Origin of the sequence: Sporanaerobacter acetigenes DSM 13106, assembly GCF_900130025.1 — a bacterium.
In the GTDB taxonomy this organism is placed as follows: domain Bacteria; phylum Bacillota; class Clostridia; order Tissierellales; family Sporanaerobacteraceae; genus Sporanaerobacter; species Sporanaerobacter acetigenes.
In genome coordinates this window covers 58,542-76,933 of sequence record NZ_FQXR01000005.1, presented here as the reverse complement: position 1 = coordinate 76,933, position 18,392 = coordinate 58,542, and the positions used below count along the sequence as shown (strand labels likewise).

General features: G+C 29.8%; 16 protein-coding genes and 1 pseudogene. 2 read left to right on the top strand and 15 right to left on the bottom strand.

Annotated features, from left to right (window positions below; genetic code table 11):
- Window positions 1–4: 4 nt before the first annotated feature.
- From brxC to BUA21_RS05900, 10 genes and pseudogenes are all read right to left on the bottom strand, one after another.
- Window positions 5–3,583: a BREX system P-loop protein BrxC gene (brxC, locus tag BUA21_RS05940; RefSeq protein WP_072743893.1), complete on the bottom strand. Its 3,579-nt coding sequence runs from the start codon at window positions 3,581–3,583 to the stop codon at window positions 5–7.
- A gap of 16 nt (window positions 3,584–3,599) precedes the next feature.
- A complete protein-coding gene (locus tag BUA21_RS05935) occupies window positions 3,600–4,178 on the bottom strand; it encodes a DUF1788 domain-containing protein (protein ID WP_072743892.1) in 579 nt (192 codons plus the stop codon).
- Window positions 4,179–4,775 (bottom strand): DUF1819 family protein, encoded by a 597-nt coding sequence (locus BUA21_RS05930; RefSeq protein WP_072743891.1) that lies wholly within the window; start codon window positions 4,773–4,775, stop codon window positions 4,179–4,181.
- Window positions 4,776–4,915: 140 nt separating this feature from the next.
- Complete coding sequence (locus tag BUA21_RS15215) at window positions 4,916–5,755, bottom strand: HNH endonuclease family protein (RefSeq protein WP_268801898.1); 840 nt, start codon at window positions 5,753–5,755, stop codon at window positions 4,916–4,918.
- Between the two features lie 558 nt (window positions 5,756–6,313).
- Window positions 6,314–6,922 (bottom strand): annotated as a pseudogene (locus BUA21_RS15210) (DUF262 domain-containing protein); the annotation flags it as partial.
- A gap of 234 nt (window positions 6,923–7,156) precedes the next feature.
- Window positions 7,157–7,879 (bottom strand): HAD family hydrolase, encoded by a 723-nt coding sequence (locus BUA21_RS05920; protein ID WP_233242551.1) that lies wholly within the window; start codon window positions 7,877–7,879, stop codon window positions 7,157–7,159.
- A 168-nt stretch (window positions 7,880–8,047) separates the two neighbouring features.
- Window positions 8,048–9,271 carry a Fic family protein gene (locus tag BUA21_RS05915; RefSeq protein ID WP_072743889.1) on the bottom strand — a complete coding sequence of 408 codons (1,224 nt, stop codon included), beginning with the start codon at window positions 9,269–9,271 and terminating at the stop codon, window positions 8,048–8,050.
- 264 nt (window positions 9,272–9,535) lie between these two features.
- Window positions 9,536–10,045, bottom strand: coding sequence for a hypothetical protein (locus BUA21_RS05910; RefSeq protein ID WP_072743888.1), 510 nt, complete (start codon window positions 10,043–10,045; stop codon window positions 9,536–9,538).
- Window positions 10,046–10,112: 67 nt separating this feature from the next.
- Window positions 10,113–10,325, bottom strand: coding sequence for a helix-turn-helix domain-containing protein (locus BUA21_RS05905; protein WP_072743887.1), 213 nt, complete (start codon window positions 10,323–10,325; stop codon window positions 10,113–10,115).
- 9 nt (window positions 10,326–10,334) lie between these two features.
- Complete coding sequence (locus BUA21_RS05900) at window positions 10,335–10,814, bottom strand: DUF2975 domain-containing protein (protein ID WP_072743886.1); 480 nt, start codon at window positions 10,812–10,814, stop codon at window positions 10,335–10,337.
- Between the two features lie 209 nt (window positions 10,815–11,023).
- Between BUA21_RS05900 and BUA21_RS05895 the strand changes: the two genes are divergently transcribed.
- A complete protein-coding gene (locus tag BUA21_RS05895) occupies window positions 11,024–12,331 on the top strand; it encodes an alpha-L-fucosidase (RefSeq protein ID WP_072743885.1) in 1,308 nt (435 codons plus the stop codon).
- A gap of 47 nt (window positions 12,332–12,378) precedes the next feature.
- On the opposite strand, the gene BUA21_RS05890 is transcribed toward BUA21_RS05895, so the two are convergent.
- The 5 genes from BUA21_RS05890 to BUA21_RS05870 form a co-directional block, all read right to left on the bottom strand.
- A complete protein-coding gene (locus BUA21_RS05890; protein ID WP_072743884.1) occupies window positions 12,379–13,848 on the bottom strand; it encodes an alanine/glycine:cation symporter family protein in 1,470 nt (489 codons plus the stop codon).
- Between the two features lie 164 nt (window positions 13,849–14,012).
- Window positions 14,013–14,840, bottom strand: a complete 828-nt coding sequence (locus BUA21_RS05885) for a DNA-binding domain-containing protein (RefSeq protein ID WP_268801897.1) — start codon at window positions 14,838–14,840, stop codon at window positions 14,013–14,015.
- A 14-nt stretch (window positions 14,841–14,854) separates the two neighbouring features.
- Window positions 14,855–16,126 carry a sensor histidine kinase gene (locus tag BUA21_RS05880; protein WP_072743882.1) on the bottom strand — a complete coding sequence of 424 codons (1,272 nt, stop codon included), beginning with the start codon at window positions 16,124–16,126 and terminating at the stop codon, window positions 14,855–14,857.
- Between the two features lie 63 nt (window positions 16,127–16,189).
- Window positions 16,190–16,732, bottom strand: coding sequence for a DUF2087 domain-containing protein (locus BUA21_RS05875; RefSeq protein ID WP_199228876.1), 543 nt, complete (start codon window positions 16,730–16,732; stop codon window positions 16,190–16,192).
- 11 nt (window positions 16,733–16,743) lie between these two features.
- On the bottom strand, window positions 16,744–17,124 hold the full coding sequence (locus tag BUA21_RS05870; RefSeq protein WP_072743881.1) for a hypothetical protein: 381 nt from the start codon (window positions 17,122–17,124) through the stop codon (window positions 16,744–16,746).
- A 181-nt stretch (window positions 17,125–17,305) separates the two neighbouring features.
- Between BUA21_RS05870 and BUA21_RS05865 the strand changes: the two genes are divergently transcribed.
- A complete protein-coding gene (locus BUA21_RS05865) occupies window positions 17,306–18,307 on the top strand; it encodes an aminopeptidase (protein WP_072743880.1) in 1,002 nt (333 codons plus the stop codon).
- Window positions 18,308–18,392: the final 85 nt, after the last annotated feature.

Below are 18,392 nucleotides of genomic sequence, written 5' to 3'. Positions count from 1 at the left end.
CAAATCAGATTAATTTCAATTTCGTATCTTCGCTAAGTTGCTCTTTTAATTTACTTCGTATTTGATCAACTACTTCTTCTATATCTTCTTCTGTCTCAATGACTTTCGCACCATGAAGTATATTTGCTATACTGACATTTTTGACTACTTTTGGACTATATCCCTGTTCAGGATCATCGTGAAATACTTCTGGTGCTGTTGGTTCAGCCTTAGATTTTCTCTTCGCCTTTTCTTTTTCAATTTCATCAAATGAACGAATCTTTAATCTATCTGATTCTTCTTTCATAGCAATAGCTTCATAAAAGTTGTTGGCACTATCCAAGCGGTTTAGTAGATTGTTAAATCTTGCTTCAAAATTATTTCTTAATTCTTCGTCAAAATCGTATAGTTCCAATTCTTTTAATACTATTTTTAAATCACTTTCAATAACAGTTCTTACAGGCTTACATTCTTCCTCTAGTAACTCGGTAAACTTACTTACAAATTCATCAATTAAATTTGGCAATCTATGAATTTGAGAATAGGGTTCTTTTAATTTTACTATGCTCTGAATTTCATCTACAATTTTGATAGTATCCTTATCTACTATATAGGTTTTATTATTCTCATAAATCTCTAACTTGTGAACAGCTTTATCAAACTGCTCTTTTTGATTCTTGAAAAATTTCTTCACATCAAAAACAGCTTCCTCATATTCTAACAAATCATCCTGCAATTCATATAATCTTTCATAGAATTCCTTGGCATCTTTTATATTTGAAATTTCTTCAAATAATTTTTGTCCTCTTTCCAGCACTTCTTTCCCAGGGTAGAAGTTATTGTTTTTATATTCTTCTAGTAAAAAATAGATTCCATAATCATTGGTATCTGTATTTCTCGTTTTCAATTCATCATCACACAACTTCTTAAATCTTTCCATTAATCCATCTTCATCACTAGGCATTGCAGAGAAATTAAATACTTCTTTAGCTAGATTTCTAGCATTGTTTATATACTTTGCAGGAGTTCTAGTTCTCTTTTTCACCATCAATCTCTCTTGGTAGTCTCTCTTAGTCAAATAGTTAATGAGATCCTTATCTGATGTGTTTAAATACTCATTTCCCATTTGCAATTTAATCTCTTGACCCTTAAACAATCTTAAAACAATTCCTACAATATCTAAATCCTTCCATCCATAGGGTTGTTTTGAATATAAGCTTATAATAGATTTAATAGTCATAGGGACATTTCTATCCGTATTCCTCTCGATATATCCGTCAATCTCATCCATTGCCAATTTATTGGGCACATCATCTGTAAGTTTTAATTGTATATTATCTTCTAATAAAATATCATTTAAATCTTTATGATTTTCTACAAAAGTCGTTATATAGTTTAACTTGTTGTACATACTCTCTATAAGGTATTTGAACCCTTCATTGATTCTTTCCACAGGATTTTTAGCCTTTATATCTAATTTTTGTGCATTGGCATATAAATCTGCTGACTTTAATGCTTCAATTAACAGAGTCCTTATTCTTTCTTTTCTTTCTGCAACTTCTCTGGATTTTCTAATCTTTATTTCCTCTATTTCAGAGGTAGATGATACCCCACCTTTTCTTAACAAGTAAGTCTGAATCTTTAATACTTCTTCCATTTCTTCCAAAAACGTAGTATCCATAGGAAGTTTCATAATTAAATTGTTTTCCCTAGTAGACATCATCTTCAACTCTTGATCTGTTAATTCTATACCTGTATCATAATAAGGGGTAATAACTTTTAGCCCCATTTCACTCTTTTGGGGTGACAAAAACCTATCGTCTATTATTTTATTAAATTCGAAATGATATCTAAAATTGTATCTATATTTCTTTTCATTATAAATTCCCTCAAATATTTCCTCTCCAATTTTTAATATGGTTTCGCTCATATCAATAGGAATATTGTGTATTTCTTTATTTACATCCTGTTCTTCATGGGTAAGAAATATATATTCATCTCCATTTTTCTGAATCAATGTTTCTTTTATCAGTCTTTTTAAAGATTCCTCTATTTTCTTTTTAAGTTCTATTTTATCATCATCAATATGACTTACCATTAAAGTAGCTATATTTTCGATATTTGAAGGCATTTCTTTCACATATTTAATCATGAATAATACTTTTAGCACTTCTATATCTTCTTTATTTAAATTGGCATTATCCTCTGCGTGGATGATTACCGTTCTAATATTTGAATCCAAAAATGCCTCTATTGTGTCATAAAAAGCTGAAAATGGTATAAGTGTACCTATTTTTTCATCTGCATACATAACTGCCGACTCCTGGAAAGCACTAAGTAAGGATCTTTCTCCTTCAGATAAGTGTTTGCCACTAGCCCCATGGAGTCTTACCCCTGTAAACACAGATTGCAATAGATTAAATTGATATGGTATGAAAGGATATACATCTATGAAATCTTCTTCAGTTCTGTATGTTTTCATTTCAGCTGTATCTGAAGAAAAAGTAATTAGGTTTTTTAGTATAGCTTCTTTATCTTGATATAGGAGTTTTAATGTATCTATAGCAACATCATTTTTGCGAAGTATCCTTCCCTTAATTACTTCGTCTACGTTCGCAGAAGATAAATTAAGTCTAGTGTTGAATCTACCTTGTATTTTGGAGAAATCATTTCCTTTCACCTTTGTAATAGAGTCAATATCTTGTTGGGATGTAACTATGACCCATGCTCTTCCTCCACAATAAGTCCCTAAATCTTCTACCAATGTTTGAAGATTCAACATAAGACCTACATCATCGCCAATATATTGTCCAATTTCATCTACCAAAAAAACCACATGGTGATTATTACCCTTGGATTCTATGTATTCTTGAACCATCATTGCAAATTTTTCTATACTTAAAGAATAGTTTTCTTCTGCCTTGTTGTACCAACTTCTTGCAGCATCCCTACTCATTTTGGTTGTTTCTGCTAAGGCTTTTACAATGTTGTCTTCTTCAAAATAGAAATCTTCTCTCGCATCAGTCCATTTATTACCTGACAATTCTTCAAATTTAGATTTAAAGGCTTCATATGTACCATCTTTTAGTAGCTGTCTCTCTAATTCTGCAACCCAAGGCAATGCAGCACATAAACCTTGCATTTCATTGAATACTTTCATGAAAACTTTGACTATAGCATCTTTATTTGTTTTAGAATTCGAATCTGATTTTGAATCTATATTAAATAAAATTACATCAGCACTTGTATCCCCTGCTATCTTCATGTCTGCCAGCACCATAGGGTCTTCTAACTTGTCATCAAAATATGAAATCGCTTTTTTTCCCCTGACCTCTTTGTTTTCCAACAGATATGAAAGTATCTTCAAGAAGTGAGACTTACCACTTCCGAAGAAGCCTGAAATCCAAACTCCCATTTTATCCGTATAATTGTTGAGCCCTTTTTCATAAGCCTCGAAAAATTCACTAAAATGCTTAGATAATTCCCTAGTAACTATGTATTCTTCCAGTTCTTGATAAACATTTTTGTCATCTTCTTGTCCAATTTTAATAACACCTTTGATTTCCCTATCAATTTCTTTATAGAACAATTTTCTAAGTTCCATAGCGCCATTCCCCCCTTTATCTATCAATTAATTTAAAAGCCCTATAATAGTTGTCATCTTTTATTTCTCCAAACAATTTGAGTTCCAATCCGTCATATATTCCTGGAAAAAACATAACTAGAGGAACATCATCTATTGGAGCATGTAAAGTATTTAAAACAGTGTGAGATCTAATAATAGGCCATGCTTTACCTACTCCTGTTAAAAAAACTATATCATTATCGTTAACTCGGTTTCTTATATATTCAACAACTAAATCATTCTTTTGAGTAAGTCTTAAAGTCTTTTTTATGGCATTTATAACATATTCTGTTCCCCTTTGTTTTTCCATTTCAAAAACCTTGTTAAGATAACCCTTGTCCTCTAATATTTCTAAAATAATCTCATATAAATCAAATTCCTTGATTTTAATCTCTAAATCTTCATTGTTTATTTTTTGCTTTAAAAATTTGATATGATCCCTAACAATTAATTCGTCTGATGGATCATAATCAAATATGTAAAAACCTATTTCATTTCCCAAACCTTTATTTTCTCTAAATCGTTTCTCCTGCACCCTTGGAAGGATTTTGTCCAGTCTTTCATAAATTTCCATCTATATCTCTCCTAACATCACTTCTAGATACAATATATCTCCTTTATCTTTTAAATATTCAATCACTTCAGCCTCCATTATTTGAGGTATAATTTCAATTTCTTTCTTTGAATTTTTGATAAATCCTGCTTCAGATAAAACTCTCTTATAAACTTGTTTTAATTTGTAAAGTGTATAATCTTTCCAATTTGCTATTTGTTCGCTCTGTTCAGCCTTTCTCCTAAAAAAAATATTAAAATTTTTATCGGTTATGATAGAATCTTTTAGTAGTATTTTTTCTCTGTAGACTTCTTTCATAAACTCAAAGAACAATCTGTCAGTTTTTAAAATACTATATAAAGCCAATTGTTTACTTGTTTGTAAACTTCCATTAACAATTTTATCCAATATATACATGTCTAATTCTTCTATTCTATTGATAACTGTTGAAGCAATTTCTTTTTTTCTGGTTTCTGTGTTAACAGCAAATATATTTTCTTCTATAGCTTTATATTTTATTTCTTTTTCGTCTAGTCCTTGTATTTTCAGCTGTGCTGCCTTTTTAAGTTCAAGATATAAAAAAGGTCTAGACTTCAATACAGAAGTATATTCTAGCATATATTACCATCACGTCCTCTCAAATGGTCCACTTTAACCTTTATTATATCATTAACAATTTTTGTTGTCTTTATTTTTCTGAATTTATTCAGCCCTTTCATGATTCTAATCGTGTAACTAAAAAATCATCATATAATACATTAGTATCTTACAGTAAAATCAATGAATTCTTCCATATCAAATTCTGTAGTTAACAGTCTGACATAATTTAAAATATCATTTGCATTTAAATTTGTTTCTAGATATAAGCCTTCTGCCAACTGTTCTTCTTTCCTTATATCATCAGCATTCCTAGAAATTAATTTTCTAAAGTTTTTATTATCTAATAAAGAATAAAACAATTCTCTATCAAAATTTAATAAAAAATCACACATTTCAACTAACATGTCCTTCCATGATGAAATGGGAATTCTATCATTATCTATAATCAATGCCGTAGGCTTATATCCTGTAACATCTACATTATCCATTATTGAATACTCTTCACCTGTAATTAAATTTTCCTGTGTTACATTTATATAATCGTCTACTGGAAGTTCCCAAATTTCATTTGCTCTTTCAAATAAACTATTTGCTCTACCTATAATGCTATTTTTATTCCATTTTTCAAAATTTGTAATATCTCTTGTCAATTTAATGTTTGAATTCGAATAAATATCTTTTTTGTCCTCAAAGCTTTTGTTTGATATTTCCGAATTATATTTTGTAATTGTTAAGTTTCCAATAGTATCCTTATATAATTTATGAACCTCATCTCCATCCTTTCCTAAATCAATGTTCCATTTAGGGGTTAAGGTTTGTGGCATAATATGTTCTACTGTTAATTGATCAAATTCTACAATTTCTTTATGCTGATGTTTTTCAATATTGTATAAAGTAAATAACGCTAATTTATTTCCCCTGTTATATATATCTAGTTCAACAAAACTTTTTTTGAATTGAGCATCTCTTGGAAAAATCGAACTCCCAGCTTTGCTCATTAAAAAATCTGTAACAGCTTCAATATGAGATTTTCCCTGTTTTCTTAAATCATCTACACTTTTAGCCATAGAAGCAAAAACTTTATTTAATGCATTAGTAGGAATATTACAAATAGTTCTCCTATAGAGATATGAATTTATAATGCTCATTGTTCCTAGTAGTTCATCCTTAGAAATAATTTTCTTCTCAAAATAATCATCAAATAATTCTAATAAGTATGGATATACTACAGTAGATTTCATATATTCTAGCTCCCATAGCCATTCATCTATGTCATTGGTTCCAGATTCAGAATTAATAAACCAATGATAATATTGGGAATATCTTAGTAAGTCCTTTAATATTTCTTCACTAGTATAGTTATTTCTAATATAGTATTTTTTAAATGTTGCATACACTTTATTTTTATTGGGAGTATAGCCTGTTTTCATTGTTAAAAAGTCTCGTACAAATTCAGAAATCCTTGCATTAGGTAAAAGTTTCTCTATATTAAGCCAATATTTTCTATAAAATTCTATTTGTTCCTCATATTCTAACCCCATAAGTATAAAGTTTCTTATAAGATCAGCTTCAGTTAATGATAGACCAGTAGAGTTTAAGCTTTCAAAAATTAACTGTGGATTTTCCGACCTAGAATTTTTGTCTAATGATATATATACTATTTGTACTAATGATAATGCGTCATAAATCTGTCGCGTTGTATAATCTGAATTAGATATTAGATTCATCAATATCTGATAATTTGTATATATCTTAGAGTTCCCATTACTAAGAGTAGATTCAATTAAATCTGTATAAGCTTTCATATCTTCCTCTACTGGTTTTAATTTTAATTTATATTTTTCATCTACATATTTATTTATAATATATGTCTCATAAATTTCCTCTTTGTGACTCATTTCTTCATTGTCATTTTCATCTAGTGAATCATGTATAGCTTTTAATAATAATACAGTGGTGGTAATCCTCTGCTGTCCATCAATAATTATCCTTTCCATCATTAACCCTTGTCTTTCATTAGAAACAAAAACAATAGTTCCTAAAAAGTGGCCATTATTAAAATCATCTCTTATTATCCCTTCAATATCTCTAAAAAATTGTTCTACCCGCTCCTTACTCCATTCATAATTTCTTTGATATACTGGAATGTTAAATGTACTTTTATTTTCTTTTAGTAATGCTAATCATTTCATTGGACCTGCTTGCATCCTAATCGCCCTCTTTTTCAAAATAATAAGTATCATATATGCGGCAATCAGAGTGTCCCTATGCCACCATTATTGTATAATATTTTATACTTCTACAAAAATTTGCTTTTTCCTCCTACATATCAATACATGTCACCTAAAATATATACCAATGCCAAAACTGGCATATCATAGATAAATAAAAGGTGGCAATCAAAACGTCCCCTTGCCACCCTCTACTATATATAAAATTTCTTCACAATTTGAAACTATATAGCTTGCACCATATTTGCATAGTTCCTCACGATTTCTAAATCCCCATAGTACTCCTACACTATCCATATGTGCATTTTTTGCTGTCACAATATCTGTATTTGAATCTCCTATAAACAATACTTCTTCTGGATTAAGATTCATGAGCTGTGCAATTTCTAAAGCTGTAGCGGGATCTGGCTTATTTGGAATTCCATTTCTCTCACCGTAGACTTTAACAAATGGTATAGTTTTAAAAAATTTTTCAATTAAACTCTTGGTATATTCATCCTTTTTATTTGAATTAACACCTAGCTTTATACCCTCCTCAACTAATGAATTCAATAGATTATCAATTGATTCATATGGTCTAGTCTTGTTGAGATATCTTCTATCATAGTTTTTATAAAGCATGTCTAGAGCTTTGTCAATTGTCTCTTCATCAATTTTTTCTGGAAAGCTATTTAATGTTAACTTTCTAAATCCTCCTCCTATTTTTTTCTTATATTCTTCATAAGAATAGATAGGTAGGTTAAATGTTTCAAGGACTCCATTCATACTATCCCCTATATCTTCAATTGTATTTAGCAATGTCCCATCTAAATCAAAAATAATACCTTTATATTTACTCATTTGTTCAGTCACTCCTTCTTGTCTATATAATCTTTTCCTTTTTACAGCCAATATCCTGCCCTACAACATTGGAATATCAATATATAATTTATCATCATATAATATATTTTTTCAATGCTTCAGCAACAATATCTTCAAAACTTCCAGCTGCTCCCCAATCGAATATGTATATTATTTTATTGAATTTTAGTCCTAAAATTTCTATCCATTTCAATTATCTTATTCATTTTCCAAATACTCGTCAGGAAGAATATAGACTAATGGATTTGACTTAATTCTTTTAATTAATCCTTTTCCCTCCATAGCTTTCAATTTTTTTCTTACAGTTACTGTGGAATTTTGTAAAACTTCAACCATATCCTTAACGGTCATGCCTTTACTATCTAGACTAAAATAATGATCCTGTATCAATGCAAACATCACGTCTAATTCCTCTTCCGTTTCTATGTTTTCATCATTTTGAATTTTTTCATAAGCCATATCAAGTAAATATATTTTTTCATTTAATCTAGTTAATAAATCTTCTTGACCTGCTATAATAGTTTCTAAAAATTTATCTACAAAATAATTTAATTCTCCACTCGATACAATTTTATTTGTTACATCAAATATTCTTAAATATTCAGTTCTATTTATATTGCATCCACGTGATAATAATAATGTTGTCATTAAAGAAAACTTTTCCCTCAAATATAGGCTGCTTATAAACCTTCCAGTCCTTCCATTCCCATCGTAGAATGGATGTATATAGCCAAAATAACAATGACCTATTGCAATCCTTAAAAGGTAATTTAACTCATCATCTTTTTTATTCATAAATTTAATTAAGTCTTCAATTTTTTCTATTATTGAACTTTCCGGATACACTCCCCTATGTATTTGTTTTCCATTTTTATATACATAATTGATATCCTTTCTAAATATCTTACCGTCTGGAATCTCTCCTTCTTTTATCTCTCCACTTGTTATATTGTCATATATTTTCCTATAATCTCCTGCAGATTTTGGATACTCTAAATTTTCATTTATTAACTCTAAATAAGATGCTATCATACTATGAAACCTTTTATTTTTAGGTTTTTTATTTGACATTATAAACTTTGTACTCTCAGCAATTTCCTTTCTAGAGCTTTTTACTCCTTCTAGTTCATTTGTACTGTAAAGTTCATCTGCAATTATTTCTATCATAAATTTTTTCTTTGCAACTCCTGGAAGTATATCAAATTTTTCATCCAATTCCTTATCATATGACATTACTTTCTCAATTAAATTAATAGTATTATTTGTTGGAACATAAAAAAGCTCAAAAATTTTAGGTTGATCAATGGGTTTAATTTTTAATCCAGTTTTTATAGCACTATCATAGTTGTACCTATTTATTGCAATTTTATTTCTATCTTCAATAGAACCTATATTATAGTACATTTTATAAAAGTAATCCATAAATATCTCCCCTTATATACTACTTCTTTGTTATATAAGTATACACCATTTTCAAATAAATAAACATCAATTTTCTTGTTTTTTTATGTTTTAATCAATATATACTGTTTCTATTATATGTTTTTATGCCTTTTTGACTTTTTAGTTTTCCTATTGAATATCTTCATTAGCTGTTTCAGAAGCCATAGATAAAGCCATATAATCGTATAATCGTAGGTGGCAAACAAAACGTCCCCTTGCCACTAATTTCTAAAATATCAGTGCTCAACTATCGTATTTGCAATAATACAAAATATTACTTTCAGCATCATAAATTCCTACAGTATAATTTGCAGAATATCTAGGGAACAATTCTTCACCATCAGTGACCCTTTTTTCATTATTGTATCTATCAATAAATATCCAGTACCCATTCTGAATTTTAGGCATATCTAGTTTTTCAGCTAAATCAGACTCATACATCATAGAATCTTTTTCCCCACCATACATGACAAGTTCAATATTTTTAGGAAGAGGTAAGCTTTTCCAATTATCATTATCTTTAATCTCTTTTAGAATCTTTTCAGCATCTTTTCCCTCAAGTTGAGCCCTTGCCAAAGTAATTCCATCTCCATGAAATCCTCCATGAGTGTCCTCATATTCTATTTCTAAATTTCCAGGTATGCTAATTCCTAAAAAAATTGAAATTTCTCTGTTGATAGACCATAAAAAACAACCTGTTAAAGAGCACATAAGAATCATAAGTAGAAACATATAAGCAATCTTTTTCTTCATATTATACCATCTCCTAAAATAAATTGGAGACCAAAGGTCCCCCTACGATATTTTCCACACTGTTTTTTTACTTTTCTTCTTTTGAATATTCTAAAATATCACCTGGCTGGCAATCCAGTGTTTCACATATCTTCTCTAGAGTAGAAAATCGAATTGCTTTTGCTTTTCCATTTTTTAAAATAGAGATATTTGACATTGTGATTCCCACCTGTTCCGATAATTCAGTTACGCTCATTTTTCTTTTAGCCAACATGACATCTAAATTTACTATAATCGCCATTTTCACACCTCATATCGTCAAATCATTTTCATCTTTCAATTCACTTGCCTTCTCAACAAGATGAGAAAGTGCAAAAGAAACAATCCCAATTGAAATACCAACAAAAATAATAAACACCATCATAAAAAAAATACTAGGATGTAACAAATTCATATTAAGTAAAATAATCATTCCTACAAAATAAAATATAGACTCAAACAAAGCTAGTTTACCTATATCTTTTAAGCGTTTAGCATTATCTAGGCAAAATGAATTGTCCTTTGAAATTTCTTTGCACATCAACCATCCTTTATAAAGAGCAATGTAAAATGGTATTGCAGTAATCCAGATGAAAATCAAGCAAGGCCAAAACATATAATCCACTTCAGGATACATAGCCGCAGTATCTTTCCCTATATTTGGGGCAAGAACAAAGCATAAAAACAAGCCCAGCAAAGCTGCAAAGACAATTATGATCTTTAACCATTTTACCAATTCCGTTTGTTTCATAATATCACCTCGCATTAATTATACTACAATATATTATGTATTCCAATATATATTTATTATAAAACGATAAATATATATTGGAATTTGATAAACACCGAGTGATACTTTCGTGCGATTATACAATAGTGGCAAACAAAACGTCCCCATGCCACCACATTCCACCTCATGATATAATATAATTTATACTAACAACTTTGGGGGTGTGAAAAATGAATCTTGTAGAAGAAAGAACTAAAAGAACCCAGTGGTTTTTGAAAGACAGATTTGGGATGTTTATTCATTTTGGACTTTATTCAATACCCGCAAGAGGTGAATGGATAAGAAGCAATGAAAAAATGTCTAAAGAGGATTATCAGATATATTTTGATGAGTTCAATCCTATTAACTATGACCCAAAATCTTGGGCTCGTGCTGCAAAAGAAGCTGGAATGAAATATGCAGTTATGACAGCAAAACATCATGATGGTTTTTGCCTTTTTGATAGCAAATTTACAGAATATAAATCAACGAATACAAAAGCAAAAAGAGATTTGATAAGAGAATATGTTGAGGCATTTCGTGAAGAAGGTTTGAAGGTTGGTCTTTATTATTCTACTATTGACTGGTATCATGCTGATTTTCCTCATTATAATGATAGACATCATCCCATGAGAGAAAATGTTTCTTATAAAAATGTCCAGCATGATTTTCAAAGATATCTTGAATATATGCATGGACAGGTTCGTGAACTATGCACCAATTATGGAAAGATTGACATCCTTTGGTTTGACTTTTCTTATGATGATATGTCTGGTGAAAAGTGGAAAGCCACAGAACTTATCAATATGGTGAGAACTTTGCAGCCTGATGTGATCATTGACAATAGACTAGAAGCTAGTGGAGAAAATGCAGGTAGCATTAGAACAAGTAATCCAAGTTTTTTTGCAGGCGATTTTGCTTCCCCTGAACAGATAATTCCTCCTGAAGGTATAGTTGATGAAAATGGCAATTCAATCCCTTGGGAAGCATGTATCACAATGAACAATCATTGGGGATATTGTTCAACTGACAAGAATTATAAATCTGCTAAAATGATAATTCGAAAATTGGTAGAATGTGTCAGCAAAAACGGGAATCTACTACTAAATATTGGACCAAATGCAAAGGGAGAATTTCCTGTTGAATCTTTAAATATCTTGAAAGAAATAGGAATTTGGATGAAAAACAATGGAGAGAGTATTTACAATTGTGGCAAGTCAGAGCTTCCAAAACCTGAATGGGGATATTATACTCAAAATAAAAACAATCTCTATGCCCATATATTTGAACCAAGTATAGGTCCAATAGGACTTTCAGGTTTAAAAGATAAAGTGGAAAAAGTCAGACTTTTATCTGATAGTTCAGAAATAAGAATAATAAACCCATGGAATACTTTAGATTTTGAAGATTACATCTTTTTTAATTTTGGTAGTCCTGAACAGCTTACATACCCACTACCTGATAATATTGACACAGTTGTAGAGCTAGAACTTATGTGAAATTAAAAAAATCACGGGAATGTATTTGAAACATTCCCGTGATTTTTTTACTTAAGTGTTGTAGTACTTAAACCTCTTCTTAGTATTGAACCTTTTCTAGTCTTTTCTTCTTCAATATCTTGATATTCATATTCCCAATAAATATTGCCTTTTTCTACACATGAATCATAGTCAGCAAGTATTTCTTTTACATCTTTTGATAGGAAAAATAGTGCTATGATATTTGGAAGAGCCATTAGTCCCATAAACAAATCCGCCAATTGCCATGCAAAAGTAGCATCTATCATAGTCCCTACTACTAAAGCTGTTATAGCAATAGCTTTAAAAGTATTTACAGTTGCCGGTTTGGAGTTAAAAACAAATTTAACATTTGCTTCAGCAAAGAAATACCACCCTACTATTGTAGTTAGTGCAAAGAATGATAGACATATTGATAAGAACATTCCACCAAATGAACCAAATTGAGATGCAAAACCATTTTGTGTCATGACAGTTGCTCCCTTGGTCATTTCAGCTGCTGATATATTTGGATTGTATGCTCCTGATGCAATATTGACCATAACTGTTGATAAACAAATCAAAAATGTTGATATAAATACACCTATCATAGCAACAAAACCTTGTTCAGCAGGATGTGAAACATCTGCAACTGCATGGGAATGAGGTGTTGAACCCATACCAGCTTCGTTTGAAAAAAGTCCTCTTGCTAGTCCAAATCTTATGGTTTGTTGAATTGTAATACCTAGTGCTCCACCACCAATTGCCTTTGGTGAAAATGCTCCTACAAAAATACTTTTAATTGCCGGAACGAAATTGCCGATGTTCATAATTATTATCACTATACTTCCTAGAATATATAGACCCGCCATAACTGGTACTACCTTTTCTGAAAAGGATGCTATTCTTCCCATCCCTCCTACCAATATACGAAATACTACTATTGCAAGTACTATAGTGACAATATATGCTGGTATTCCAAAAGCATTGCTTACTGATCCTGCTACTGAATTTGATTGAACCATGATACCAACTATACCTAATGCAATAATACATGTTGTAGCAAAAAACATAGCCAATCCTTTAGATTTCAGCCCATTTTTTATATAGTATGCAGGTCCTCCTGTTACTTCTCCTTCTTTGACTTCTCTATATTTTTGTGCTAAAACTGATTCGCTAAATATTGTAGCCATTCCAAAAAACGCAGATACTATCATCCAAAATGCAGCTCCTGGCCCACCTGATGCTATAGCTGTAGCTACACCTACTATATTGCCTGTTCCAACTTGAGCTGCTACCGCTGTTGATAAGGCTTGAAAAGGCGACATTTTCCCTTCTTCTACTTGTTTTTTATTGACTATATCTACAATCATTTTCTTTAACGCTGGGAATACTCTAGTGAACTGTAGAAACTTAAGTTTTATGGTCATAAAAATTCCAATACCTATAAGTGCAAATATTAATACATAGTCCCATAACACTGTATTGGCCAAATTAACTATCTCCTTAAATTGGTACATGTTTTAACCCCCCATTATACTTAATAGTTGTTTTAATAAGTATAATTTATGCCCTTCGAATAGTTTCAAAAAGTTTCAAACTGTAAAAAAATTTTATTGTTTTTTGTGATGTTTTTGACAACAAAAAAGTTAGATAAGAATTTTTCCTATCTAACTTTCCTAATTTATAGTCTTTTGCCATAATAGACTATCCCATCTATGAATTTTTTTATATTTACTTTACCTCTTTTTTTAGTTTTACCCCTTATAAAATCCATTTCTATTTTTACTTGTTCAAAATTGTATAGTCCATTGGAATATTCAACAAATATTTCATTTATATTGTCCTCTATTCCAAGATTTGCAAGATTGATGAGTCCAACAGTAGCAGTTCTTCTTATCCTTTGCTCCATGGTTCTAGGATTGTCAGTAAAATGGCTACAAAGCTCTTTCACTGTAAAATCAGACATTGTTTGATTTGTATCAATCAAATACTTAGCTACATCAACAATATCCTGACTTCCGACTTCCCCAGCAACTCCAATTTTCTGCATAACTTGTTTTACCCCTTCTATGCTATCATGACTAGTTTCTTTTGTTTTTAAATCTTTAGTCTCTGGAGAAAATAATTGTTGAATTTGATCTAACTTTTTTTTCATATCAACTTTTTCTTCAACTTTTTTTATTACAGTTTCAACTTCAATAGCATTTATAGGTTTTGAAATATAGTATTCTATTCCACTTTCATAGGCTTTGGCAATCATGTCTTTAGAAGATACCTGTGATATCATGATATAGTGAATATCAGGATGTATGGTCTTTACTTCTCTTGTCAAATTGATTCCGTCTTTGCCGGGCATGAGCAAGTCCACCAGAACAATATCTGGATTCAACACTATTATCTCCTTTAAGCCATTTGTCCCATCAGTAGCCTTTCCTACTACTTCTCCCAAATTTTTATCAACTATTATTTTTTCTAGTATTCTAATGATATTTTCATCATCTTCAACTATAAATATTTTTATTTCTAACTCACCTCCAAAGAATGTTTTGGTATGTATATATATATTGTAGTTCCCTTGCCTTTTGTTGAACTCACCTTTAAACTACCTTCCAATTGTTTTTCAACTATATGTTTGACTATAGAAAGCCCAAGTCCTCTATTTATTTCACCCGTATCATAATTTATTTTAGTTGAATATCCAGGTGAAAAAATATGCTCTAACCCTTCTTCATCTATGCCTGAACCATTGTCAGATACCATAAAAGCATGTTCTCCATCAACAATTCTATGGATAATACTTATTTTACCATCTCTTTGTGTGTCAGGAATTGCGTCTATGCTATTCATAACAAGATTGCGAAAAATTGACATGAGATAATAATGCTGTGAAGTATAGAAATTTTCTTCCATATGGATTTCAAGCTCAATATTCTTGTTTAATCGTCTTATTTCTCTTTTCATAGTCTCAAATAAAATACTTATGATATCTTTAAAACTCATTTTTTCATCTTTAAGTTCACTTTCTGTAATTTCTTTTATTCCCCTGATAGCCAAGCCATTTTCCTTTTTTATTTCATGTATATCTCGAGCAATGCCTATTGATCTTTCGCCCCAGCTATCCTTGTCCTCATCAGTATTTATCATTTCAAACAATCTATAGGAATCAGACATGACATTTTCTATATTTTCCATGTTCTTTTCCATCCAGTACATTTCTGTTTTTAATTGAGATGTAAGCCACAATAGTCTTTTATATCTTTCTTCATGTTCTTCTTTTATAAGTAACATTTTATAATATTTAAATAAATTTAAAGCTAACCAGGTTATGCCAGAGCGCACTAGTGCTACAAGAAATAATGTAGAAGTGATTTCCCATGGAAAAGGACTAGAGCCTATTATAGTTCTAATGAGTAACTCTATGATATTGGCACCGAAATCACTAATGAGCATAACTAAAAAAATATAATTTATGCTTTTCTTGTTGTTCTCATTGGTCAGCAAATAATAAATAATAGCATAAAAAGTATAAAACAATATTTCTATCTGAAAAGATAATATTTCATGACCAAAATTTCCCATTGTAAAATAGTATAGTATTGACCTTAGAAGATTCACTATTATACCTGATAGTATTCCTGTTGGAATTGGTTTTAAATCTTCATAATAAAAAAGAAATATGACATAAAGTATTATACCCGCTGAAACTCTAAAATCACTGCTAACTAATCCTATACTGACTTGAGAAGCCAACGCAACTACAATAGAAACAAAAAGCATTCTTTTTAAATTCTTCATCAAACTCACCTTCTTGTCCATGCTGGGCACCAAAAAACTGGTGCCTGGCATGAAGTAATCAATTTATTTTTTTCTTTTATATATTCCATTGTCTCTTTCCATAAGATTAAAACCTATTAAATCTCTTCTTATTGTACAGAAATCATCATGAAAATCGGCAATTGTCAAATTAACTTCTTTTTCTGTATACTCTCTATCTTCTTCAAAGCTTTCCACTATTTTTTCTAAAACAATTTGTCTTTTCTTTTTCTGTACTGGTATTTCTTTTAGTTTGCCATATTTAAAAAAAGAATCTATAACTTTTTCTCTATATTTTTGTTCTCTTTGATTTAGTATTTCTTCTTCTCTTCTATCATCTTTTACTAAATCTTTAAGAGTCATTGAAAAAATTCCTTCATTTATACTATAAACTGTATAATACTGCTCTTTTTTAGACGATACAATATTTGCATCCATTAATTTTTTAAGGTGAAAAGATACTGTTGAAGTAGATAATTCTAATCTTTCAGCCAATAATTCAACATACATAGGCTCTATCATCAAGCTGTTTATAATCTTTAGCCTAGAATTGTCAGATAAACATTTGAAAATTTCCAATGAATTCAAAATATCACCCCTCAATTGATATCTATTTTATCATAATAATTTTTAAATTGCTTTTTCAAATTTTCTGCTTCCTCAATTTTTATTTCTTCTATTATAACTTCTTTTTCTTTGCTAAATTCTAGGGCTTTGTCTTTATTTATATACCAAGGCTTTGTTATTTTATCAAAAAAACCTAAATATTTTTCTTTTAAAGCTATAGCATCCTTTGCACCATTGCAACTAATATTGAACATTTTAAAAAATATTTCAATGATATTAAGCTTTATCTTTTCTAAATTAGCTTCATCTATTCTTTCTTGTTTTTGCAAATTTGATATTGTATCCTTGGTGTTTTCTTCTTTTTCTTTAAGGAAAATCAAATAATTATCTTTTAGCCAATTTATATCTGCCATTTCTATCCCTCCCATATTTTGTACTATTATTCTACAATACTTTAAATGTTATTTCAATATTTATCTACTTAATTTTTATAATTCATTTCTATGGTTACAAAATTAGATTGCTTTTTTGTGTAGACTATGCTAAATTTATATTGATATGTATCGAAATAAATTTATTTAGGAGGAATTAAACATGAATTTTGTAACTCTTATACCAAATATTTGTGAAGGGCTCCCTTTTAAAAAAAAGGATTGTGTCTTATTGAATTTTTGGGGTGACAATGAAGATTTAGAAATTTTAGACTCAATTTCAGAATGTCTGAGTAAAAAAGGTGTTATCCCTTTTAAACACCATTGCTCGAATTCTTTTTTTAAAAATGTAGTTCTCAATTTAATTGAAAATAATCAGGAATTCCCTGAAAAATATTTTGAGTATCTATCTTCTTTCAGGTATGTAATAGATATATTTATGTATACACCAAGTTTACCTAATGGAATTTCTAAGGAAGATATACCTAAATACAAGAAATATTTATCCCAATTGTTCACTGCTTTAACTGAAGATAAAAAATATTATATACAACTTACTGTTCCTACAGAGATAAATGCTCGCAATGCTGGTTTAAATTTTGATATTTATAATTCTTTGATATGCAATGCTTTAGATGTAGACTTTAATGAATTAAAAAAAGCCTGCAAAAAACAAATTGAAGAGCTTAAGGATAAAAATAGTGTGAACATAATTACTGGAAAAAAGTATTCTTTAAAATTAGATTTTAATGACAGAAAGTGGTATGTAGATGATGGCTGTGGTGATTTTCCTGCCGGGGAAGTTTCTATAGCACCTATAGAAAATAGTAGCAATGGAGACTTGCTAGTTCCTATAATCAATTTAAGAGAAAAAATATATAAAGATGTACTCATGACTTTTGAAAATGGTAAACTTATAAAATGTTCTTCCGAAGAATTAGATGAATTTTTTAATTCATTGCCTGAAAATTATAAAATTCTATGTGAATTTGCAATTGGACTAAATCCTAAAGTCAAACAATTAACAGGATTTACACTTGTTGATGAAAAAGCTTTGGGTACTTATCATATAGGAATTGGAATGAATTATCTATCTGGTGGAACAAATAACTGTCCATTTCATATGGATTTTGTGTTTTATTGTGATGAAATTGTTTTTAATTAAATGCTATAAATACTGGTATTACAAACATGACATACTCATATTTTAATTTTGACATATATTTAACATATTTGTAACTCTATAAATG

Coding starts and splice junctions, on each gene's coding strand:
- brxC (WP_072743893.1), bottom strand. CDS start 3,583: ATGGAACTTAGAAAATTGTTCTATAAAGAAATTGATAGGGAAATCAAA.
- BUA21_RS05935 (WP_072743892.1), bottom strand. CDS start 4,178: ATGGAAATTTATGAAAGACTGGACAAAATCCTTCCAAGGGTGCAGGAG.
- BUA21_RS05930 (WP_072743891.1), bottom strand. CDS start 4,775: ATGCTAGAATATACTTCTGTATTGAAGTCTAGACCTTTTTTATATCTT.
- BUA21_RS15215 (WP_268801898.1), bottom strand. CDS start 5,755: ATGAGCAAAGCTGGGAGTTCGATTTTTCCAAGAGATGCTCAATTCAAA.
- BUA21_RS05915 (WP_072743889.1), bottom strand. CDS start 9,271: ATGGATTACTTTTATAAAATGTACTATAATATAGGTTCTATTGAAGAT.
- BUA21_RS05910 (WP_072743888.1), bottom strand. CDS start 10,045: ATGAAGAAAAAGATTGCTTATATGTTTCTACTTATGATTCTTATGTGC.
- BUA21_RS05905 (WP_072743887.1), bottom strand. CDS start 10,325: ATGGCGATTATAGTAAATTTAGATGTCATGTTGGCTAAAAGAAAAATG.
- BUA21_RS05900 (WP_072743886.1), bottom strand. CDS start 10,814: ATGAAACAAACGGAATTGGTAAAATGGTTAAAGATCATAATTGTCTTT.
- BUA21_RS05895 (WP_072743885.1), top strand. CDS start 11,024: ATGAATCTTGTAGAAGAAAGAACTAAAAGAACCCAGTGGTTTTTGAAA.
- BUA21_RS05890 (WP_072743884.1), bottom strand. CDS start 13,848: ATGTACCAATTTAAGGAGATAGTTAATTTGGCCAATACAGTGTTATGG.
- BUA21_RS05880 (WP_072743882.1), bottom strand. CDS start 16,126: ATGAAGAATTTAAAAAGAATGCTTTTTGTTTCTATTGTAGTTGCGTTG.
- BUA21_RS05870 (WP_072743881.1), bottom strand. CDS start 17,124: ATGGCAGATATAAATTGGCTAAAAGATAATTATTTGATTTTCCTTAAA.
- BUA21_RS05865 (WP_072743880.1), top strand. CDS start 17,306: ATGAATTTTGTAACTCTTATACCAAATATTTGTGAAGGGCTCCCTTTT.